The sequence below is a fragment of the Rhodococcoides fascians A25f genome (genome assembly GCF_000760935.2).
Classification (GTDB): Bacteria; Actinomycetota; Actinomycetes; order Mycobacteriales; family Mycobacteriaceae; genus Rhodococcoides.
On sequence record NZ_CP049744.1, the window covers coordinates 322,612 to 343,203 of the forward strand.

The window sequence follows — 20,592 nt, forward strand, 5'->3', positions numbered from 1 at the left end:
TCATTTCTGTGTGGAGAAGTGCGGAATGGGATATCGGTCAGTACGCCGATATCGGGGGCCCGCGACGAGAAATGGCCCAGTCCAGCGCGGTGCCGTGTATCGGCGGCAACGCAACGGAGAATCGGACGCGACCGACGGCGGAACCGTCGGGAAGGGGAGTGAGGAGCGCGAGAACGGCGCGGACGATGGATGTGATCGGTCCGTAGAGGCGTTCGGCGGCGGCGATCAACAGTGTGGCGACCACGGACGCGGCCGCGTGGAAGGCAATCATCGCTGTGCTGGGGAGTAACGAGTGGTTGTGCAGCATGCCCGACATGTCGCTCAGGCTCAGCGCGATGTGGGCGAGAAGTTGGCCGCCCAACAAGGCCGGGAGCAGTACCGTCGACCGTCTCGGTACTGCCGTCATGGCCCCGACGCCGATGCTGACGACGACAAGCAGAGTCAGGGCGGCTCCGTCGGGCCAACCGCCGCCGGCCATGCCGTGCGCGGCCACCGCGAGCGCCGCGGTGACGCTACCGACAGCTCCGCCGCGCAGTGGTGAGGCGGAGGCGTCGGTCATCGGTTGGTCAGGGGTCAGCGCACGCCGAGGCGGGCCAGCAGATCGGCTTCGATGCCGTCGAGCTCTGCGGAGATGGCCGCGTGGGCGGTCTTGCGGCGAGCGGGCGGCATCTGCTCGGATGCACGCACAGCGGTCGTCAGATCGTCCAGGCGCTCGCTGATCGCGGCACCGAAACTCTTGGTTTCGGGATCGGAGTGACGCGCACCGATGGTGCTCAGCGACTTCTCTGCCCCGGCGATGCGGGCACTGAGCTTGCCGCCGTGGCCGGTGTACTCGCTGAGCTGATCCGGCGTGACACCCATCTGCTGTGCCTTTCGGCTGTCCAGCTGCCCCCGGACGACGGTGGCCGCGCGATAGGCGATCGGAGCGAGCACCGGAAGCAACAGCCGAGCGATGCCGAGGTACTTACGGATCTGCGCCACGTTGAGCGTGCCCTGAGCGGCAGCTTTCTGCTGCGCCCGCAGAGCCGACACCTGCGCCTTCTCGACATTCTTCTGCGACTTCGCCTCCACCGCGCTGAGCTTGCTCTGCGCCTTGGCGATCGACTTCAGCTGCTTGCGCTCGTTCTTCGCGCCGAGCTTCGCTTCCAGAGTGGCCTTGTGCTTGAGAGCCTTGGCCTCTGCCTTGCGAGTGGCACGACCCTTACGCTTACGGAACAAACCCATCGACAAGGCTCCTGACATGTACTGCTCGGCGGAAACGGTGGTTCCACACAGCCTAACGGGCGCTGATCTGTGCAGGCTGTCGGAGGGCTGACCTAGTGTCTTGGAGTGTGAACGGTCAACGAGGTGCGTCAGGGTCATCTCCCGTGCTGTCATCTCCCGTGCTGCTCGACGCCGGATCGTTGACGCGCTGCCGTCATCGGCTCTATCTCGATACCGCCTACGGATCGTTGCTGCGCGGTGAACCCGAGAATCCGGGTGTCCGCCAGCGCCGGGAAGCAGCGCAGGCGCACCGCGAGAACATCCGTACGCAGCTGGCCGTGGCAGATCCGATGGAGTGGACCGAAATCGACGAGCCGACGGCCCGTGCGGCGGCCGATGCCACCCTCGCTGCCTGCCGGGCCGGAGTCGAGCGAATCTGGAATGCGGTACTGCCTCTGGAACGCGATACCGGTCGACGCGGACGCAGCGAACTTCTGGTGCGCGACGCGGCCGGCGGGTACATCCCGGTGATCGTCGTCAACCACAAGGTCACCGATCCGGGCCGTGGCGCGAGAACCACACCGCTGGACCGTTGGGCTCCGGCCGTGGACGAGACCCGCAAGGTGCGCAGTCAGTTGCGTGACCAGCTTCGGCTCGCCCACCTCTACCGCATGCTGGTGCACGAGGGACTGGAAGCGTCCTCGCCCGTCGGCGGCGCAGTGGGCTATCGCGGCGACTGCATGCTGGTCCACGATCTGACGACGGTGCTCGGCGAATACGACACCCGCTTCGCAGACCGGCTCGCCGTGGCCCGTGGCAGCGCATTCACCGTTCCTTCCCAGGTGAGCGAATGTCGTTCGTGTGCATGGTGGTTCGACTGCAAGCCGCAGCTCGAAGCCGTTCGTGACGTCTCACTCGTCGCATCGGGTTCGCGGGCGGACGTGCTCCGCGCGGCAGGTGTGCGCACCATCGACGAGTTGGCGCAGTGGAGCGGTCCGGCTCCCGAGGAGTGGCCGTTCGGAAACTTCGACGACGCGGTGTCCGCGGCGCTGGCCTGGCGGGCCGACGTCCCTCTGCTCCGGCGCTCCGAGACCGTCTCGGTGCACCGCGCCGACGTCGAGGTGGACGTCGATATGGAGAGCTACCAGGAACACGGTGCCTACCTGTGGGGCACGTTGCTCACCGAGGCGGGTGGGCCGCCGCCGATATACCGGGGTTTCGTCACGTGGGATCCGCTGCCGACCGTCGACGAGGGGCGTTCGTTCGCGGTGTTCTGGAACTGGTTGATGGAGGTCAGGGCCGACGCGGCCGCACGCGGTAAAACCTTTGCCGCCTATTGCTATTCGCGTCAAGCCGAAGACAAATGGTTGCTCGATTCCGCTCGCCGATTCGCCGACGTCCCCGGGGTTCCCACCGAGGCGCAGATTCGCGAGTTCATCGACAGCGAGCAGTGGGTGGACGTCTACCAGGCCGTCAGTGACCAGTTCATCTGCCCGAACGGCAAGGGGCTCAAGAAGATTGCCCCGGTGGCCGGTTTCGCATGGCGCGACGACGAGGCCGGTGGAGAGGCGTCGATGGGCTGGTACCGCGAGGCCGTCGGCTACGACGCTGATCCCGACCACACCCAGCGCGAGCGGCTGCTCGTGTACAACGAGGACGACGTGCTGGCAACAAAAGTGTTGCGTGAGTGGATGACCGACCGCGCCGAGAAGGAGATCCCGACCGTGGCGGACCTGCGCGCTCGTGCGTGACCCCGCCTTGGAGAAGCGGGGTCACGCGACGGCTGTCTAGCGCGGAGCCATGCGGATTGCGCCGTCCATACGGATGGTCTCGCCGTTGAGGTAGTCGTGCTCGGCGATCATCTGGACGAGCTGGGCGTACTCGCTGGGCTGAGCCAGGCGAGAGGGGAACGGCACCGACGCCTCGAGGCCCTGACGGTATTCCTCGGTGACGCCGGCGAGCATCGGAGTGTCGACGATGCCGGGGGCGATGGTGTTGACACGGATGCCGACCTGGGCCAGGTCGCGGGCCGCGGTGATGGTCATCGCGTGCACGCCGCCCTTGGAGGCGGTGTAGGCGATCTGGCCGATCTGGCCCTCGAATGCGGCCACCGATGCGGTGTTGATGACGACGCCGCGCTGGCCCGCGTCGTCCACGGTCGACTGCGACTGCATCCGGTTCGCGGCCAGTCGCATCACGTTGAACGTGCCGAGCAGGTTGATGGTGATGACGGTGCGGAACAGCTCGAGATCGTGCGGTCCCTTCTTGGACAGGATGCGACCCGCCCAGCCCACGCCCGCGCAGTTGACGACGATGCGCAGCGGCACACCGGATTCGACGATGGTGTCCAGTGCGGCCTCCACCTCGGCTTCGCTGGTGACGTCCGCGGGCAGCAGAGTCACCCCGGCCGGGACGCTGTCTCCGGCGCGCTCGATGGACTGCGGCAGGTCGAGGCCGAACACGGTGACGCCTGCGGCGGCCAGACGTGCGGCCGTTGCGGCTCCGAGGCCGGACGCCCCACCGGTGACAAGTGCTGCTGTTCCTGAAATCTCCACGTCGTACGATCCCCTTCGCTCACGGTGGCGGGCCACGGCACAGGCTGCGACCTCGTAGTCGCTTGCACCATAACCGGCGGGGCACCTCACCCACCCTCAGGCGCCCTGAAGGGGACCTACTTGATCCCGCTGCGCGCGAATCCGGCGATGAAGTACTTCTGGAAGAACAGGAACAGCAGCGCCATCGGCACGACGTTGATCAGCGCGAACGCCATCGTGGCACCGTAATCGCTGTTCGCCTGGCCCTGCAGGTACAACAGGCCGATCGGCAGCGTGAACAGCTCGTTCTCCCGCAGCGCGATCAGCGGCCACGCGAAGTCGTTCCACGATTGCAGCAGGCTCATGAAGGCGAGGACAGCGATCAAGGGCCCCGACAAGGGCAGCACCACGCGTCGGAAGATCTGCCAGTGCCCGGCACCGTCCAGGCGTGCGGCCTCGAGCAGCTCACGCGGAATGCCGAGCATGAACTGGCGCGCGAGAAACAGCCCGAACGCCGAGGCCGAGCTCGGCAGGATCACCGCCCAGTACGTGCCGTACAGGCCGAGCCCCACGACGATGCGGAACAGCGCCACCATGATCACCTGCACGGGCAGCACCAAGGTGGCGAGCGCGACGAAGAACAATGGCGTGGAGAATCGGAACTTCAAGTGCGCGAACGCATATCCGGCGAGCAGACTCGTGACCACGGTGATGATCGTGACCACGACGGCAATGGCGATCGAGTTGCCGAGCCACGTCGCGACCGGGAAAGAATCGAACACGCGGGTGACGTTCTCCCACGTCACCCGGCGGGGCCACAATCGTAGCTCGCCCCCACCCAGCAACTCGCCGCGAGTCGAGAACGCTACGGCGAGCATCCAATACAGCGGCGCTACGGTGATCAGCCCGATGACGGCGATGATCACGGTGCGCAGCACCAGTGCCCGGCGAGCGGACGCGTTCCTTGGCCCACTCATTCGACCAGATCCTTCGTTCGGCTCGCGCGCCACTGCGCGGCTGCGAACGTGAGGGCGAACAGGAACAGCACCATGCCGATCGACGCGGCGTAACCCTGATCGCGGGTGACGAAGCCCGTCTCGTAGGCGTACGTGACCAGCACCGACGTCGCCCCGCCCGGTCCGCCGCCGGTGAGAACGAAGACCAGATCGAACACCTGGAACGAGTAGATGACGTTGAGCACCAGCAGGAAGAACGAGGTGGGACCCAGCAGCGGCACCGTCACGTTGCGGAAGCGTTGAAATGCGTTCGCGCCGTCGAGCCTGGCCGCCTCGTACAGGTCAGGACCGAGACCTTGGAGCCCGGCCAAGTAGATCAGCATGTTCAACCCGGTGCGCCACCACACCGTGGCGATGACGATCGACGCGAAAGCCGGCCCGGGCGAGGACTGCCAATCGATAGCAGGCAGCCCGAGGAAACCGATCAGATTGTTGAGCACGCCCGAGTTCTGGTCGAACACCAGAATGCCGATCAGTCCGGTCGCCACACCCGAGACGGCCATCGGCAGGATCACCAGTGAGCGCCACAACGGCCGCGCAGGTAACGCGGAATTGAGCAGCACCGCAGCGATCAGACCGAACAGCATCGACAGCGGAGTGACCAACGCGGTGAACACCAGCGTGTTTATCAATGCCCGCCAGAACAGTGGATCCTCCACCAGCCGTGCGTAATTGGCTGCACCGACGAACTCCCCGGCACCGAATCCGTCCGTCTGCTGCAGGCTGACCACGAACGCGGCGACGAGAGGAACGAGGACGAACACCGCCAACAGTGCGTAGCTGGGGGCCAGAAATCCGGCGGCCGCGAATGCTTCTTTCCTGGCCCCGGCGCGCTTGGTCGTGGTCGGTATGGTTGCCGTCATGCGCCGGTGACCCCGGCGATTCCGCTCTGCAAGGCCGACACGGTGGCAGCGGCGTCCTGCGAGCCTGCGAACGCGAGATCGAGTTGCTCCTTGAGCACCGGAATGATTCCCGACATCGACGGCGAGGCCACCTGCGCTGCATCCTGCGGCTGCACGGTGGTCGCCTGCGCCGCGAAGATCGGGGCCAGCTCCGACCGGATGTCGAATTCGAGGTCGGAGTTGAGCAGGTCGGTGCGCGTGGGCAGCAGCGAGGCGGCCTTGCAGAAGTTGCGCATCTGCTCCTGCTGGGTGACGAACTCGAGGAACGACGCCGCCAACTCGGGCTGCGAGGTCTGCGACGTGGCGACGAGTGCGTTGCCGCCGAAGTCGCCGCCGCCCCGGCGATCTCGCGGTGCATAGGTGGCAGTCCAATCGAAGCTGGCCGTGGCATCGGCGTCGGGCAATTGGAACGCACCCGACCAGACCATGGCCACCGACTGCGAGAACCACGCCTCGCTCGCGTAACTCGACGACGCGATGGTGTTGTTGGCGGGCACGTAGCCCTTCGAGAAGAAGGACGACGAAAATTCGACGGCCCGGCGCGCCTCGTCGGAGTCGATCAGTGGAGTCTTCTGGTCCTCGGCCAGGAAGGACCCACCGGCCTGGAACAGCAGACTCAGCCAGCGAGTGACACCGTTGCCCTGCCAGTTGTAGGCCCACGGATACTTGTCGGTCGGCAGCGATGAACGCAGTCGATCGCCGATCGACGTCAACTCGTCCCACGTCCAGGCGTCGTCCAGATTTGTTGGAACCGAGTCGATACCTGCCTGCGACAACAGGTTTCGGTTCACCAGGATTGCCGAGGTATCGGTGTGGTGCGGCAGGCCGTAGGGGATTCCGCCGTTCTGCACTGCGGCCCACGCTGTCGGCGTGAACTGATCCCGTGTGTCCGACGCCAAGAGCGGCGACAGATCCAGCAGTTGGCCTCGGCCGGCGTATGCGCCGAACGTGTAATACGGAACGCGGAAGATGTCGGGTGGGTTGCCCGCCTGCAGCTGGGCGTCGATGTTGGTGAACATCTGCTCGTACGGCACCGCGTTGAGAGTGATCGTGGACCCGGGATTCGCCGCCTCGAATGCGCTGATCGAGGCGCGGAAGCCGGCCAACTCGGCATCGGTGCCCCACGTGGTGAACGTCAGTGTGCCCTCGGCCTGCTGCGACGGGCTGGACTTGACGAAGCCGCACCCCGCCAACAGCAGCGGCACGGCGGCGGCACCGGATCCGATCAGGAACGATCGACGATCGAGAGGCATGGCGGGGCTCCATTCACCGGCAGCAGCTGTACAGACCTACTGGTCCGCCGCAGGGTAACCACGACGGTCTCGGCCCAAACCCGGCGTTCAGCTGCTGATTCGACCGGTGTCGTCGTACTCGATTCGCCGCGCGCTGTCGCCGAGGTCGTCGAGCAGAACGGTGGCCGCGACCGGGCGTCCGGGAGGCAGGAGCCGGACCGTGACGGACCCGGCGTGGGCACCGTCCAGGCTGTTCGACGCGGCGGCCACGATGCGGTCGCGTGCGTCGTCGTCCAACGTGGCCGGGGCTCGGTCGTCGAGCATCATCACTTCGACCCCTCGGGCCCGGGCGGATCTCGCGGCGCGAGCGAGGTCCGGTCGCACCAGGCCGCGGGCGCGCAGGGAGTCTCGCAGCTCCGCTTCGAGCAAGACGCACGCGAGTACTTCCTCGTCGGTGGGATCAGGGCCGTCGGCTATGCGCTGGAGCAGCGGCCGGGCCAATGCGTCGAGACTGGCCAGACGCGCGTCTCGTTCCTCGAGGACGGCGGCCGCGGCGGCTCGGGACGCGATACGCACCGTGGACTGCGTGCGCAACTCGAAGATTGCTGCGGCCAAGGGGCGGATGGTGAAGGCGAAGAATGTGGCCATCAACAGCGGCGCGACGTTGATGGCGCTGAACGAGAGCCCGTACAGCGCGCCCTGGCCCGTCACGGCCGCCCACCCGATGGCGACGGCCATGGTCAGCACCAACCCGAGCCACGCGGCCGGTGTGCGACCGCGGACGCACATGAAGGTGTAGATCACCACGGACATGCCCAACGGCCAGGTCTGCAGGCTTCCGGTCAGTGGTACCGGTAGCACCGCGAAGACCGAGGTCGCGGCGACCGGACCCGATACGGTGAGCAATGCTGTCGAGCGCACCCCTAATGGATCGCCCGAAGCGCCGAGCAACAAGGTGACGGCTCCCGCGAACACGAGAACCGCCGCGAACGGCGGCCACACCGCCGAGACCCCGTCGAGCGTTGCGCCGGCGCACACGGCACACGCGAGAACGAAGAACACTGCGACGGCATACGCGGCCGTCGACTTCATCGACAGCAGGTCGCGGATGTCCTGGCCGTTCATCCTTTCCAACCCAACCGCACGATGGTGCCGGCGCTGGAGGACTCGATGTCGGCCGATCCGCCGTCGAGCTGACGCATCCTGCCCTCGATGCTGACGGCGACGCCCAGTCGGTGGGGCGGCACCGAGCGCCGATCGAAGCCCGCACCGTCGTCACGAACGGTGATCTGCAGGGACGACGGGCCGACGCGGGCAGTGACCGATCGGTTCGACGCCGGTGCGTGAATCCGGCTGTTGCGCAGCGCTTCTGCGAGAGCTGCAGCGACGGATCTGACGACGTCGGCCGGGTAGTCCTCCGATCGTTCGGGCTCTTCCGCCTGTACGGTGAATTCGATCGACTCGTCGACCGTCGTTGCGGCGGAACGAAGCTGAGCGAGAGCCTCGTCGGCGGAGAAATTGTCGAAGACGGTGCCGGTGGTCAGATCGTCCAGATGGGCGAGTGCCGACCGGGCCTGGCGGGCCAGACTCGGGGTGCGGCCATGGCGCGCGACGGCGAGCAGCGAGGACATGACCTCGTCGTGGATCAACGCGTCGAACCGCTCACGCTCGACTTCGCGCGCCGAGGCCGCAGCGGCCCGTGCCGCGTCGTTGTGTGCTTCGGAGATGGTGGCGTCGAGAATGCGTCCGGTGCGTACCGCGGCGAGTGTGGCCGCCACGAACACCGTGCAGAACATCATCGCGAAGAAGATCTCCGCAACGATGTTGCTGCGGGGGAACGGTTCTCGCAGAGCCTGATTGGTGAGTTGGACGATGACAACGCCGACGGTCATGTGGACGAACGCCGGAACGGGACGCCACACTGTGGCAGCGGCGAGCGCGGCAAGGCCGGGGAACGCCGCGAGAAATGTCCCGGCCTGATCGAAGGAGGTGCCGTCCCAGGCGGCCCACCACAGCAGGGCCATGATCGGGAATGCCGCCGCCGCAACCGAACCGGCGATCCTGATGACAGTGATGCTCGGATGAAAGGTGGAGGCACCGAACGCGAAACCGCTGCCGAACACGACCACCACGGTGACCGGGGTCCACCAACCGGGAACTGCGTCGCTACTGCGCCCGATATCGGGAATCAACAGCAGCAGATACACCAGATAGCCGGTACCGACGAAACGGCCGAAAATTCTGATCAGTCGATCCGTCGAACGGTGCGCCGCGTCGGCTCCGGCCACCTGCTGCTCGTCGTCCATTCACCCCTCCGAGGGAGGAGTGTAAACCAAGGTCAGGCGTCTTCGGTGGTGGTCTGCTGCTCGATCTCGTGCGACCCGTCGGAGCCGGAGGACTCGGTGCGGGACGCCTTGGCGCGAAGCACCGCGACGATGACGGCGGACATCGCCACGACCACTCCTGCTGCGATGTACGGTGCGGATGTTCCCGGCATCAGGCCCTCGAAGAACAGGACGGCACCGAAGACGAAGAACAGGATTGCTGCGCCGTACTGAATCATGCGCTCCGGCAAGTGCTTTCCGAGAACCGCACCGACGATGATGGCAAGCGCATCGGCCGCGACCATGCCGATCGTCGAGCCGATCCAGACGCCGACCCAGTCGTTGTCGGCAGCGAGGGTGACGGTCGCCAGCATCGTCTTGTCGCCCAGCTCGGCGAGGAAGAACGCAGAAGCGATCGCCAGGAAGGCGGACTTGGTGACGCGGGAGGCCTTCGCGCCTTCGTCGTCGGACAACGAGTCGCCGCGCAGCGTCCAGAGTCCGAAGATGACGAATGCGATGCCGCCGACGATCGATATCGCCTCGGTGGGGATCGACACGCCGAGGAAGTGGCCGACCGCGACGGACACGAGGTGCACGATCGTGGTGGCGACCGTGATGCCGCCGATGACGACGTACCACTTGTAACGCAGAGCGAATGTCATGGCCATGAGCTGGGATTTGTCACCCAACTCGGCCACGAAAATGACAGCAAAACTCAACAACAGTGCGGACAGCACAGAAGACTCCTCGGTCGTCGTACGGACCGAAGGTCTCGCCCACCGGATGTACCGGTTCAGGTGCCGGGTCGCAGTTTTACGACCAGTATGTCGACACGTTGATTGGGGGCTACTCCCCTTCGCTGTAGACGACTCTAAGTGCCGTTTCGCGAATTGTCCAATGCGCCAATAAGTTTGGGCACCCGAAAAATCGTGTGCGGGGAGCGGTCAGGAGGCGAGGAGCATTGCCAAAACTGCGGTGTCGGGATCGCTGATCGGATCGAGGCCGACCCGACTGACCATCGATGTCACGGTGCCGTCGGATTCGGCCTCCACCCATGCAGCCCGGTGATCGAGGCCGAGATGCGGAAGACCCGGCAGCAGAACACAACCGGAGGCAGCGCCCGCGCACTCCGGCAGTGAGGGCGTCGTCTCCGACGGTGGATGCAACATCAGCAACGCGGCCGGCTGATGGGCCGAGAACCGTCCGGGTGCCAACGCGAAATCGCCGATCACCGGTCCCTCGGCCACCACCAGGCCGACCGTCCCGGGCTCGGGATCCTCGGGCAACTCCTCCCGCACCCCGAACACCGTCGACGTCGCCAACAGACCCGGCATCGACGCAACCCGAACGGCCAGCGCCAGAAACTGGGCCCACTCCTTGGTGGTGTCCGGCCAACGGCCGGAGATCACGAACCCGCGCAGCAGACCGGCGGCGTGAAAAGGCGAGACACCGATGAGATTTCGATCGTCCATTGCGCATCCCTCCCAGACAGGTACGAGGCAGAAGCCGGGTACACGACGTTGGGTAAGGAGAAGGATGACCCGAAAACGGCTGGCACACAAGATGGGGAGAGTGCCAACCGAAAACGTAGCCGCCCCACGGCGGGTCGGCGGTCGATACGCTGCTGCGGTGAAAAACAGAGGATCCGCTCGGCGAACCGTTGTCTGCCTGCTGTTCGGTGCGCTACTGATCGGTGCGACCGCGTGCAGTCGGGAGGCATCGAGCGCCGAGGAGACCGGCGGCGAGGTTCGCACCGTGCAGCATGCATTCGGGGAGACGAGTGTGCCCGTCGATCCGCAGCGCGTTGCCGTGCTCGACGGCGACCGCACGTTGGAAGCTGTCGTGGCTCTGGGCGTGCAGCCCGTCGCAGCGGTGAAACCGCCGCTGACCGGCGACTACGCACCCGTCGTACGTGCTCGGCTCACCGACGAACCGGTGGACATCGGATCCGCCGACTCCGACATCGATGTCGAGGCGCTCACGGCCGCCGCACCGGACCTGATCGTCATGCGAACGACGGGGGAGGAGAACCGGGCGCTGTACGACCAGGTCCGCCCGATCGCCCCGACCGTCGTCGTGGAGTACACCCCGGCCTCGTGGCAGAACACTCTGCAGCAGGTGGGGGACATATTCGACCGGAGGGAGAGCGCCGACGGCTTGTTGGCGGACTATCGCCGAGCGGTCGACGAATCCGCGGCGCGCGCACCTCGCGAGAACAGCACGTTGACCGTCGCACGTGTGCGAGCCGACTCGTTGCGATACATGACCGAGGACGGATCGTTCCCGTACTCGGTTCTGGCCGATCTGGGCTACCGAGCCCCCGCACAGCGGGATCACGGTTCGGACGCGGTGCAGACCGTCGACGTCAGTCCGGAATTGATCGATGTACTGGCGGCCGACGACATCCTCCTGCTGACCGACGCCGGGACGGAGGATGCCGTGGCACAGCTACGACAGAACCCGCTCTTCACCGGTCTCGGTGCTCGGGTGATCGAGCTGCCGTCGAAGGATTTTCTCTTCGGCAACGTGCTGACCGCCCGCGCTCTGATCGACACCGCGTCGGAGATCGGGGGCTGACGTGCCTGCATCCGAACGCTGGGTGGGCTGTGCTGCGGTGGCGCGCGCAAGCAACGAGTCGCTCCGCGGAACAGCAGCGAGGGCCGAAGGCTGGGTATTGATCGAACATCGGGGCCCGTGGGGTCGCGAACCGTGGGATCCGGAGGGTCCGTTGGGCCGGATCGGTACCGAACTCTCGCGGCGCTGCACGGCCGTCGGGGTTCGGCCTCAACTGGTGCGAGAAACTCATGGCAGACGTGAACCCACCGATACACGACGGGTGTTTCTGGTTCATTCGGGTCGCCGCGGTGCATGGCTGGAGCAATACGCGATCGACACTGTCGAGCAAGTACTTCGACTACCGCTCGAAGCCGCCGCCGAAGGCACCCCACCCGGCACCGGGACTCGCGTCGACCAGCCGCTGTACCTCGTTTGCACGCACGGCAAGAAGGACCCGTGCTGTGCGGTGCTCGGTCGGCCGGTAGCGGCTGCCCTGAATCGACCGAATGGGCGGGTATGGGAATCGACGCACCTGGGCGGGGACCGATACGCAGCCGGCATGGTGGCACTGCCGGACGGTAGCTACTACGGCAACCTCGACCCGGCGAACGCGCAGGCAGTGGTGGACGGTCACGACCGCGGGCAGCTCACCCTGCGCAACTACCGGGGCCGCTGCACCGACGACACGGCCGCTCAGATCGCCGAACATGCAGTACGAACCGAGTACGGCCTCACCGGAATCGACGACGTGCACCCGACGGAGGTCACCTCGTCCAGCGGCGGGTCCGATGTCGTCGTGGTGACAGCGTCGGGATCGGTGCAGGTACACGTGACGCCCGATCCCGAGACCCCGCGCAGGACGACCTGCCGCTCCGAAGCGTTCGCGACGCCCGACCACGGCGTCACGTCGATTCGGTCGGTTCCCGCAGCCGGGAGCGCATGATTTTTCGAACGAGACAGGGCCACCGCAACGGATGCGGTGGCCCTGTCTGCGATTGCGCGACTTACGGCAATCTCGAAAAACCTACGGGAAGATCAGACCCGGGGTCTTCGAGGTGGCGGCCTCGAAACGAGCCTGGACGTCGGCCCAGTTGACGACGTTCCAGAACGCCTTCACGTAGTCGGCCTTGACGTTCTTGTACTGCAGGTAGAAGGCGTGCTCCCACATGTCGACCTGGAGCAGCGGGATGATGCCCAGCGGCACGTTGGCCTGCTGATCGTAGAGCTGGAAGGTGAGCAGCTTCTTGCCCAGCGAGTCGTAACCCAGCACTGCCCAGCCGGAGCCCTGCAGGCCGTTGGCGGCAGCTGTGAACTGTGCGCGGAACTTGTCGAACGAACCGAACTGGTCGTCGATCGCGGCACCGAGCTCACCCTCGGGCTTGTCGCCACCGTTGGGCGAGAGGTTCTTCCACCAGATGGAGTGGTTGACGTGGCCACCGAGGTGGAACGCGAGGTTCTTCTCGTGCAGGAAGATGGCTGCGTGATCGTCGTTCTCGCGTGCTGCGGCGAGCTTCTCGAGGGCGGTGTTCGCGCCTGCCACGTAGGTGGCGTGATGCTTGGAGTGGTGAAGCTCGTTGATCTCGCCCGAGATGTGCGGCTCGAGGGCGGAGTAATCGAAATCAAGGTCGGGCAAGGTGTACTCGGACACGTGGTTCCCTTCTCTAACGACGCCGTACCCATCGCGTGATGCGGGCACGTTCGTCCTACTTCGGATCTTTCGTAGGGTTCAACCCAATCTCATTCCTACCCCTTGTGCAACCGTTGTAACCGAGATGCTTTTCTCGGAATAAATTCACGTGAACAAGGCAACGGAATTCGCGGCTGCGAATTCGCTCCGAATATCACGAAACAGTTGCGGAGCGGGTCTGGATTGGTCCTGAAGTTGAACGGAACCTAAACTCGCGGGTGTGGAAGGGGACCGACCGAGCCGAAATACGGTCGAGGACTCCGCCGTCGTGGAGCCGGTCACCGCGCCCCGAGTTCAGATGAACGGTGCCGACCTCCTTCGCGTCATCGCCGTTTTCGCAGTCCTGTACTCACACATTTCGTTCTATCTGATCGACGACATCGGCGGTGGCTGGTGGGTGATCGACGTGGTCAACACGGTCCTCATCGAGGACGCCGGACTGAACCTGCACCTGTCCTTCGTCGGCGTCAGTATGTTCATGCTGCTCACCGGCCTGCTGATCACCCGATCGGCGATGCGGCACTCGCGTCGGGACTTCATGGTCGCGCGTCTCGCCCGCCTGGTCCCTGCACTCTGGTTCGCCGTCGCCCTGGCGGTCATCCTCGTCAAACTCGGCCTCAACGGGATGTTCAGCGGTCAACCCGGGATCACCAACGGCGAGGCCGTGCTCAGCTTTTTCCTCGGTGGTTTCTTTCTCCGACCCGAAGTCGCCGTCCTCGGCGTCACCTGGACGCTCGTCGTGCAAATCGTGTTCTACCTGTACTGCGTCGCCATGCGCGGGCCGCTGCGTACCCGACCCATCGTGGTGCCGCTGGTCGGAGCTGCATTGTGCGCTGTGGTCATCGTCTACAACCTCTACCTGCCGCAGCCCTACACAATCCCGTTCCTGACGAAGGTCGCAGGCGTACTACCGACCCTGTTCCTCGGCCAGATCATCTACCTCGGCTGGGCGAAGCTGGTCGGCTGGCGATGGGTGGTCGTCGGTGTCATCGCGCAGATCGAAGTCATCCGACTCTCCATCGACGTCCACACCTTCTGGATGGGCGACACCTACCTGTGGACCCTGCTGGTCATCACCGGCATCGTCCTGATCCTGGCCCGATACGACGGGCCCATCACCCGTTGGCCCGTCGTCCACTGGATCGGCACGCGCAGCTACGCGATCTATTTGATCCACACCCTCGTGCTCTACCGCATCTACGCCACCGTCGAGCCGCACCTGGGCCCCAGCGCCGCCGTGCTGGCCTTCCTCGCCGGCACGGCGGCACTCGCCGAAATCATGTACCGCTGGATCGAACTGCCCGCGGCTCGACACATCAGCTCGACCTACGCACGCCTACGTGCTCGATCCGCTGCCTGACCGAGGCCCCCTGGGTACTCGATGTGACATTTGGTGGCCTTTTCGGGGGTCAATGTCACGTTGAGTGGACTCGGGCGGGCGGTTCCCGGGGGTCAGAGCTGCGGGAGAACCTCGGATGCGACGAGTTCGAGGTGATCGAGATCGGTGAGATCCATGGTCTGCAGGTACACCCGGGTGGCTCCGACGGCTCCGAAGCTGCCGATCTTGTCGACCAGTTCGGCGGGGCTGCCCGCGGCACCGTTCTCGCGTAACTCCGATACCTCACGGCCGATGGCGGCGGCGCGTCGAGCGATGTCTTCTTCGGTGCGGCCGCAGCACAGGACGAGGGCGTTGGAGTAGACGAGGGAGTCCGGATCGCGGTCGGCGGCAGTGCAGGCAGCGCGGACGCGACCGAACTGGGTCTCGGTATCGGCCAGCGAGGCGAAGGGGATGTTGAACTCGTCGGCGTACTTCGCGGCGAGTGCCGGGGTGCGCTTCTTTCCGCCGCCGCCGATGACGATGGGTGGGTGCGGGGTCTGCACCGGCTTGGGGAGCGCGGGAGAGTCCGTGACGGGGTAGTGCGTGCCGTCGTACGAGAACGTGTCGCCGACGGGGGTGTCCCACAGTCCGGTGATGACGGCGAGTTGCTCTTCGAGCCGGTCGAAACGCTCACCGAGCGGCGGGAACGGGATGCCGTATGCCTTGTGCTCGTCCTCGAACCAGCCGGCACCGAGGCCGAGGTCGACGCGGCCGCCGCTCATGGCGTCGACCTGCGCGACGCTGATGGCCAGTGGCCCCGGGTAGCGGAAGGTGGCCGAGGTGACCAGTGTGCCGAGCCGAATGGTCGACGTCTCGCGGGCCAGGCCTGCCAGCGTGATCCAGGCGTCGGTGGGCCCGGGACCGCCGTCGCCGCTCATCGCGAGGTAGTGGTCGGATCGGAAGAATGCGCCGTAGCCGAATTCCTCGGCTGCTTTCGCAACGCGGAGGAGGTCGTCGTACGTGGCACCTTGTTGCGGTTCGGTGAAGACGCGCAGTTCTACGGACGGGAGGGGAGCCTGCGGAACGACCTGCGGCGGGTTAGTCATGTTCGCCAGCCTAAACAGCCACTCCACAGGACCGCAGACGGTCGCTGTGTCAAATCACCATCGATCCACAACCTGCGTTGGTACTCGGTACACCGCGAGACCGACTCGACGCTCTGACCTGTGGATAGAAACCGGCACAGGCCCCGATTCTGTGCATCAACCTGTGGATACTGTGGATAACTTCTGTGGCGTGAGTGACGTAGGTCATAGCGTCGCCTTGCTCGGGTCGTCGGGACACGGGTGGCAGCCCCGCGCGAGGCCGTGACAAGATCGAGGTGTGTCTCACCCCGAGCAGCCGCCCGCCGTCACCGTCGACCGACTCCCGGTGCCGTTTCCCGAGACGGCGCTGCTACTCGACGTACGTGAACCCGAGGAGTGGCAGGCCGGGCACGCGCCCGATGCCGTGCACATCCCGATGAGTGACATCCCGTCCCGCGCCGGTGAGATCGACAATCAATCCGAGGTCTACGTCGTCTGCAAAGCCGGTGGTCGGTCGGCCCGCGTCGTCGAATACCTGAACCGAGTGGGTTTCGAGGCGATCAACGTCGACGGTGGGATGCTCGCCTGGCAGGCCGCAGGTCGACCGATCGAACGCGACGACGACTCCCACGAACCGAGAATCATCTAGATGACGGCACCGCGGGGACGCGCACAGGCGTTCCAGGTCTGTGCCCGCTGCAGCACTCGCTGGGCGGTCGGTGCACGGCCGGGCACGTGGTGCCCCCGCTGCCACGGCGTCCTGCTCTCGCCCGTGTCGACCCAAGCACCTGCGCAGGGCCGGCGAAACTTCCGCTGGGTCGCACGACCGGCGACATCGCGCTCGACGTCCGCTCGCACGACTCGAACCGCAGCCCCGACGCCGACGCCGCACTACGATTCGACGCCTACCTGGGGCTTGCGTGACATCCCGCGCGATCCGGCGGCGAGTCGGCCGGTGGGACGCGTCGAGCAGTACGCCGCGAACGCGCAGTTGCTCGTCGTCGTCACCGCGCTGCTGCTGGCTCTCGGCTCGTTCGCCGAGGTGTTTCGCTACGGAATTCTGCTGTACAACCGCACCCGACTCGTCTCGCCGATCACCCTGGCCGTATCCGACGCGTTGGTGTATTTCGCTCAGGTCGGCTCGCTCGTCGTCGGCCTGTTCGCTCTCGTCGGCTCGTCGTGCTGGTTGATCCGGCAACGTCGGCTCGCTTTCGCCGCGGCGGGCGCGACCGATCCGCGATCGGTGCGGTGGATGCTGCTGTTGTCGATGCTGCCGCTCGTGCGCATCGTCATGCCCGGGGTGTATCTGACCGAGCTGGCCCGCCTGCGGGGTGACACCGAGGCCGACGTGCACCGCGAGCTGTTTCTGGTGCGCATCTGGTGGGGTGTCTGGGCCGCGAGCAACGCGCTGGTGGTCGTCCAACTGCTGTGGAATCTGCAAAGCAGCCTGCAGGCCCGGGCCGATGGAGTTCTCCTGTCGGCGGTCGTCGCGGCAGTAGCTGCGGGTTCGGCCGTGCTCACCCTGGCGGTGATGCGCCGATTCGAGGGCCGCACGCTGCGCGGATCGGCCCTGGCGCGTCCCACCCGATGGGTCATGGCCACGGGCAACAAGGCCACCGACATCGAGGCGAACGGTCCCGAGCGCTCGAAGGAAGAGCCCGTCGAGCACGAAGCGGTGACGGCGTCGTGAGTCCCGATCGTCGCGGCCCGCTCGTCGTCGCGCATCGCGGTGCCTCGGCGGCCAAGAAGGAACACACTCTTGCGGCGTACGACCTGGCGCTGCGTGAGGGAGCAGACGGCGTCGAGTGCGATGTACGGCTGACCAAGGACGGTCACATCGTGTGCGTGCACGACCGTCGTGTCGACAGAACCTCGAACGGCACCGGAATCGTCAGCGAGATGAATTTCGCCGAACTTGCGCAGCTGAACTACGGCGAACCCGACGAACCCGCCGAACTCCTGACCCTGCACGATCTCATCGCTCTCGTGCTGGACTGGAGCAGCAAGCCGGTCAAGCTGTTCATCGAAACCAAGCACCCCGTGCGCTACGGCTCGCTGATCGAGAGCGCGGTACTCGAGGAGCTGGGCAAGTTCGGCATCGGTGCGCCCGCATCGGCAGACCACTCGCGAGCGGTCATCATGTCGTTCGCGCCGTCGGCGGTCTGGCGCGTACGGCGCTCTGCCCCGATGCTCCCGACGGTGCTCCTCGGCGACAGCTCGCACTACCTCGGCGGAGGAGCGGCGACGACCGTCGGTGCCACCGCGGTCGGTCCGTCCATCCGTGCGCTGCGGGAGCACCCGAGCATCATCGACCGCGCCGCCGCGTCGGGCCGGGCCAGTTACGTGTGGACCGTCGACGAGAAAGAGGACGTGGACCTGTGCCGCGAACTCGGTGTCGGATGGATCGCCACCAACCACCCCGGCCGAACGCGAGCCTGGCTCGAATCGAAGAACGTGTAGGTTTTCGGGCGTGGGTAAGAGCAAAAGAAACAGTGGACCGAAGCAGGGAAGCAACCGAGCGGCGAAGCTGGCGCAGCGTGAGGCCGAGCGCGCGAGCATCGACTCGGCGTCGACCCGCCCGTTCGAGGGCCTGGCCGCCGAATGCGATCTGGTAGCGCTGCGTGAGTTCGTCCCGTCGGCAACGGCCACCGCGCCGATCACGGTGGACGGTCGCACCATCACGGTGGCAACGGTGCTGCCCGGTGCCGTCGCGGCACTGGTGCGCGAAGACGCGGGCACCGTCGAGGGATTTGTCGGCCTGCAGGTGCAGACGCAGTCGAAAGACGTTGCAGCAGATATCAGTAGCGCACTCGGCTGGGTGTCCACTGCTTCCGCGGGCGAGTCGCTCGAAGCCGCGAAGATCACCGACAGCACCCCAGCGTTGACCGAGGTGCTCGACGCGTCCGCGCTGCTCGAGATCACCGTCCATCAGGACTTCAACTGGTGGATTCCCGAAAGTGCCACTCCCGCAGCCGATGTGACCGCAACTGTGGAGCGTGCGAATCAAGCGATCATGCCGTCGGCACGGATCGAAGCGGACGGCGTCGTCGCGGCCTGGTGGGTGGATGCGGGCGACAAGGCGCACATCCGCTGGGTTCGGCCGGAGAGCGAAGACGATGTGATGCTCGCTCTCGCTCGGCTGCACGCTGCGGGCGATCTGCACCTGGGCGAGGGATCGCGCTACGCCGGTTCGTTCCGTACGCACGGATTGCTGGTGCCGGTGTTCGATCTCGATCCCGAGATGCACCCCACCGAATGGGCTTCGCCCACAAAGGAATTCGGAGACAAGCTGAGCGAAGCTCTCGCTGTCGACGCTCCGCTCACTGCAGCGCAGCTGCGCTCACGCGACGGCTTGCGCGGTCGTCAGGTCACGTTGCGCTGACGGCTCCCGGCCGTGATACGCGGTCGAGACGAATTGCTCGGAAACGCACATCGGGTGGCCGCCCGAACAAGAATCCTTGTTCGGGCGGCCACCCGTACGAGCGCGCTACTTGCGGCGGGACTTACAGCGATCCGCCGGCAACGGTGGGTGCGCCTGCATCGGCGACCACGCTGGTGTTCATCTCGCGGGCAACGAACTGCTCGAGGTCGAACAGGTTGTGGCCCGCGCGATCTGCGATGTTGAGCAGGGTCTTCATGCTGGCAACTTCCTCGACCTGCTCCTTGAGGAACCACTGCATGAACTGCTCGCCGAGGTAGTCGCCCTCTTCGCGTGCGGTGCTCGCCAGCGCGATGATCTGGTCGGTGACGGTCTCTTCCTGCGCCAGCGCCAGGGCGATGGCCTCACGAGGATCGGTGAAGACGGACTTCGACGCGTCGACGCCGGTCAGCTCGACCGTGATGTCGCGATCGAGGAAGTACTGCACGATCATCATCGCGTGGTTGCGCTCTTCGACCGACTGCGCGTAGAAGTGCTTGGCCAGCTGCGGCAGGTCGACATTCGCGAAGTAGACAGCGGTGGCGATGTACTGCTGCGAGGCGTTGAACTCGTTGCGAATCTGGTCGCGAAGAAGTGCATGGAACTTGGTGTGGCTGGTTTCTTTGATATCTACGCTCATGACGAGGACGATATGCCTGGTCAGAGGCATTGTCATCCAAGTCGAACCTTATTGAGGCGAACGTAGCCTAATACAGTGGATCCTAAATGTCCGCTCTGAGCAGGGCGCAAGCTACGCGCTCCCGGCCTCTTTCGGGGCATTGGTGGCGCGGATCACCGATCCACCGATTTCTCGGGCGACGTACTGCTCGATGTCGAACAGGTTGGATTCGGCCCGCCGGACGATGTTGAGCAGACTCTGCATCGCCGCCACCTCCTCGACCTGCTCGGTGAGGAACCAGTGGGTGAACTGCTCGCCGATGTAGTCGCCCTCGGCCCGGGCAGCGCGCGCGAGCGCGGTGATCTGCTCGGTCACCGTCGTCTCCTGTGCCAGTGCCAATTCCACCGGCTCGACCACCGACTCGAACGCCGTCACCACGTCGCCGATGCTCGACGCGTCGACGTCGAGCCGATTGTCGATGAGGAACCGGATCATCATCATGGCGTGCCGACGCTCTTCGGCGGACTGGGCGTAGAAGCGCGTGGCCAGCTGCGGTAGATCGTTTCGGTCGAACCACACCGCGATCGCGACGTACTGCTGCGATGCGGTGAACTCGTGCCGCACCTGAGCACGCAGTAGATCGTGGAACGACGCACCGGGCGTCACGGCGGGCTGGGCAGACGGCAGTGTCATGGTCC

22 protein-coding genes are annotated in these 20,592 nt (G+C 65.6%); 8 read left to right on the plus strand and 14 right to left on the minus strand.

The annotated features are described in order from the left end of the window. Nucleotides 1-37: 37 nt before the first annotated feature. Together BH93_RS01605 and BH93_RS01610 are read right to left on the minus strand one after the other, a co-directional pair. Nucleotides 38-559, minus strand: a complete 522-nt coding sequence (locus tag BH93_RS01605; protein ID WP_037174848.1) for a hypothetical protein — start codon at nucleotides 557-559, stop codon at nucleotides 38-40. A gap of 14 nt (nucleotides 560-573) precedes the next feature. Beyond that, a complete protein-coding gene (locus BH93_RS01610; protein WP_037174847.1) occupies nucleotides 574-1,224 on the minus strand; it encodes a DUF6474 family protein in 651 nt (216 codons plus the stop codon). A 161-nt stretch (nucleotides 1,225-1,385) separates the two neighbouring features. Here BH93_RS01610 and BH93_RS01615 point away from each other — a divergent pair, with 161 nt between their 5' ends. Further along, on the plus strand, nucleotides 1,386-2,954 hold the full coding sequence (locus BH93_RS01615) for a TM0106 family RecB-like putative nuclease (RefSeq protein ID WP_037175141.1): 1,569 nt from the start codon (nucleotides 1,386-1,388) through the stop codon (nucleotides 2,952-2,954). 36 nt (nucleotides 2,955-2,990) lie between these two features. Here BH93_RS01615 and BH93_RS01620 read toward each other — a convergent pair whose 3' ends face one another. From BH93_RS01620 to BH93_RS01655, 8 genes are all read right to left on the minus strand, one after another. Further along, complete coding sequence (locus tag BH93_RS01620) at nucleotides 2,991-3,758, minus strand: SDR family NAD(P)-dependent oxidoreductase (protein WP_032380920.1); 768 nt, start codon at nucleotides 3,756-3,758, stop codon at nucleotides 2,991-2,993. A gap of 116 nt (nucleotides 3,759-3,874) precedes the next feature. Next, on the minus strand, nucleotides 3,875-4,714 hold the full coding sequence (locus tag BH93_RS01625) for a carbohydrate ABC transporter permease (RefSeq protein ID WP_037174846.1): 840 nt from the start codon (nucleotides 4,712-4,714) through the stop codon (nucleotides 3,875-3,877). Then, entirely contained in the window at nucleotides 4,711-5,616 is a 906-nt protein-coding gene (locus BH93_RS01630; RefSeq protein ID WP_052065261.1) for a carbohydrate ABC transporter permease, read from the minus strand. Before BH93_RS01630 ends, BH93_RS01625 begins: the two co-directional genes overlap by 4 nt. Beyond that, complete coding sequence (locus BH93_RS01635) at nucleotides 5,613-6,908, minus strand: ABC transporter substrate-binding protein (protein ID WP_037174845.1); 1,296 nt, start codon at nucleotides 6,906-6,908, stop codon at nucleotides 5,613-5,615. Before BH93_RS01635 ends, BH93_RS01630 begins: the two co-directional genes overlap by 4 nt. An 87-nt stretch (nucleotides 6,909-6,995) precedes the next feature. Beyond that, nucleotides 6,996-8,012 (minus strand): hypothetical protein, encoded by a 1,017-nt coding sequence (locus BH93_RS01640; RefSeq protein WP_052065260.1) that lies wholly within the window; start codon nucleotides 8,010-8,012, stop codon nucleotides 6,996-6,998. Beyond that, nucleotides 8,009-9,193, minus strand: a complete 1,185-nt coding sequence (locus BH93_RS01645; protein WP_155291021.1) for a sensor histidine kinase — start codon at nucleotides 9,191-9,193, stop codon at nucleotides 8,009-8,011. Before BH93_RS01645 ends, BH93_RS01640 begins: the two co-directional genes overlap by 4 nt. A gap of 32 nt (nucleotides 9,194-9,225) precedes the next feature. Continuing rightward, complete coding sequence (locus BH93_RS01650; protein WP_037174843.1) at nucleotides 9,226-9,948, minus strand: TMEM165/GDT1 family protein; 723 nt, start codon at nucleotides 9,946-9,948, stop codon at nucleotides 9,226-9,228. Nucleotides 9,949-10,155: 207 nt separating this feature from the next. Beyond that, a complete protein-coding gene (locus BH93_RS01655) occupies nucleotides 10,156-10,683 on the minus strand; it encodes a hypothetical protein (protein WP_032401443.1) in 528 nt (175 codons plus the stop codon). 157 nt (nucleotides 10,684-10,840) lie between these two features. Between BH93_RS01655 and BH93_RS01660 the strand changes: the two genes are divergently transcribed. Further along, nucleotides 10,841-11,788 (plus strand): ABC transporter substrate-binding protein, encoded by a 948-nt coding sequence (locus BH93_RS01660; RefSeq protein ID WP_037174842.1) that lies wholly within the window; start codon nucleotides 10,841-10,843, stop codon nucleotides 11,786-11,788. A 1-nt stretch (nucleotide 11,789) separates the two neighbouring features. Further along, entirely contained in the window at nucleotides 11,790-12,710 is a 921-nt protein-coding gene (locus BH93_RS01665; RefSeq protein ID WP_037174840.1) for a sucrase ferredoxin, read from the plus strand. Between the two features lie 81 nt (nucleotides 12,711-12,791). Here the strand turns inward: BH93_RS01665 and BH93_RS01670 are convergent, their stop codons facing one another. Then, a complete protein-coding gene (locus BH93_RS01670) occupies nucleotides 12,792-13,415 on the minus strand; it encodes a superoxide dismutase (RefSeq protein ID WP_032380929.1) in 624 nt (207 codons plus the stop codon). Between the two features lie 337 nt (nucleotides 13,416-13,752). On the opposite strand from BH93_RS01670, the gene BH93_RS01675 reads away from it, so the two are divergent. Beyond that, nucleotides 13,753-14,814 carry an acyltransferase family protein gene (locus BH93_RS01675; RefSeq protein ID WP_080739132.1) on the plus strand — a complete coding sequence of 354 codons (1,062 nt, stop codon included), beginning with the start codon at nucleotides 13,753-13,755 and terminating at the stop codon, nucleotides 14,812-14,814. 92 nt (nucleotides 14,815-14,906) lie between these two features. Here the strand turns inward: BH93_RS01675 and BH93_RS01680 are convergent, their stop codons facing one another. Continuing rightward, the gene (locus BH93_RS01680; protein ID WP_052065335.1) at nucleotides 14,907-15,878 is read right to left on the minus strand and encodes an LLM class F420-dependent oxidoreductase; all 972 of its coding nucleotides are present in this window, start codon (nucleotides 15,876-15,878) and stop codon (nucleotides 14,907-14,909) included. A 277-nt stretch (nucleotides 15,879-16,155) separates the two neighbouring features. Between BH93_RS01680 and BH93_RS01685 the strand changes: the two genes are divergently transcribed. From BH93_RS01685 to BH93_RS01700, 4 genes are read left to right on the plus strand one after another with little or no spacing between them, the layout of a single operon-like run. After that, on the plus strand, nucleotides 16,156-16,506 hold the full coding sequence (locus tag BH93_RS01685; protein WP_032381046.1) for a rhodanese-like domain-containing protein: 351 nt from the start codon (nucleotides 16,156-16,158) through the stop codon (nucleotides 16,504-16,506). Further along, nucleotides 16,507-17,547 (plus strand): DUF4328 domain-containing protein, encoded by a 1,041-nt coding sequence (locus BH93_RS01690; protein ID WP_037174836.1) that lies wholly within the window; start codon nucleotides 16,507-16,509, stop codon nucleotides 17,545-17,547. After that, on the plus strand, nucleotides 17,544-18,317 hold the full coding sequence (locus BH93_RS01695) for a glycerophosphodiester phosphodiesterase (RefSeq protein WP_037174835.1): 774 nt from the start codon (nucleotides 17,544-17,546) through the stop codon (nucleotides 18,315-18,317). The genes BH93_RS01690 and BH93_RS01695 overlap by 4 nt, the downstream gene beginning before the upstream one ends. Nucleotides 18,318-18,327: 10 nt before the next feature. Next, entirely contained in the window at nucleotides 18,328-19,239 is a 912-nt protein-coding gene (locus tag BH93_RS01700) for a DUF5926 family protein (protein WP_037174834.1), read from the plus strand. Nucleotides 19,240-19,360: 121 nt separating this feature from the next. Here the strand turns inward: BH93_RS01700 and BH93_RS01705 are convergent, their stop codons facing one another. Next, nucleotides 19,361-19,915 carry a ferritin gene (locus tag BH93_RS01705; RefSeq protein WP_032381166.1) on the minus strand — a complete coding sequence of 185 codons (555 nt, stop codon included), beginning with the start codon at nucleotides 19,913-19,915 and terminating at the stop codon, nucleotides 19,361-19,363. Between the two features lie 111 nt (nucleotides 19,916-20,026). After that, nucleotides 20,027-20,587 carry a ferritin gene (locus BH93_RS01710; protein ID WP_037152396.1) on the minus strand — a complete coding sequence of 187 codons (561 nt, stop codon included), beginning with the start codon at nucleotides 20,585-20,587 and terminating at the stop codon, nucleotides 20,027-20,029. Between the last annotated feature and the right edge of the window lie 5 nt (nucleotides 20,588-20,592).

Excerpts from the sequence above, each read along its gene's own strand:
- BH93_RS01605 (WP_037174848.1), bottom strand. The coding sequence starts at position 559 with ATGACCGACGCCTCCGCCTCACCACTGCGCGGCGGAGCTGTCGGTAGC.
- BH93_RS01610 (WP_037174847.1), bottom strand. The coding sequence starts at position 1,224 with ATGGGTTTGTTCCGTAAGCGTAAGGGTCGTGCCACTCGCAAGGCAGAG.
- BH93_RS01625 (WP_037174846.1), bottom strand. The coding sequence starts at position 4,714 with ATGAGTGGGCCAAGGAACGCGTCCGCTCGCCGGGCACTGGTGCTGCGC.
- BH93_RS01630 (WP_052065261.1), bottom strand. The coding sequence starts at position 5,616 with ATGACGGCAACCATACCGACCACGACCAAGCGCGCCGGGGCCAGGAAA.
- BH93_RS01635 (WP_037174845.1), bottom strand. The coding sequence starts at position 6,908 with ATGCCTCTCGATCGTCGATCGTTCCTGATCGGATCCGGTGCCGCCGCC.
- BH93_RS01640 (WP_052065260.1), bottom strand. The coding sequence starts at position 8,012 with ATGAACGGCCAGGACATCCGCGACCTGCTGTCGATGAAGTCGACGGCC.
- BH93_RS01645 (WP_155291021.1), bottom strand. The coding sequence starts at position 9,193 with ATGGACGACGAGCAGCAGGTGGCCGGAGCCGACGCGGCGCACCGTTCG.
- BH93_RS01655 (WP_032401443.1), bottom strand. The coding sequence starts at position 10,683 with ATGGACGATCGAAATCTCATCGGTGTCTCGCCTTTTCACGCCGCCGGT.
- BH93_RS01675 (WP_080739132.1), top strand. The coding sequence starts at position 13,753 with ATGAACGGTGCCGACCTCCTTCGCGTCATCGCCGTTTTCGCAGTCCTG.
- BH93_RS01680 (WP_052065335.1), bottom strand. The coding sequence starts at position 15,878 with ATGACTAACCCGCCGCAGGTCGTTCCGCAGGCTCCCCTCCCGTCCGTA.
- BH93_RS01690 (WP_037174836.1), top strand. The coding sequence starts at position 16,507 with ATGACGGCACCGCGGGGACGCGCACAGGCGTTCCAGGTCTGTGCCCGC.
- BH93_RS01705 (WP_032381166.1), bottom strand. The coding sequence starts at position 19,915 with ATGAGCGTAGATATCAAAGAAACCAGCCACACCAAGTTCCATGCACTT.
- BH93_RS01710 (WP_037152396.1), bottom strand. The coding sequence starts at position 20,587 with ATGACACTGCCGTCTGCCCAGCCCGCCGTGACGCCCGGTGCGTCGTTC.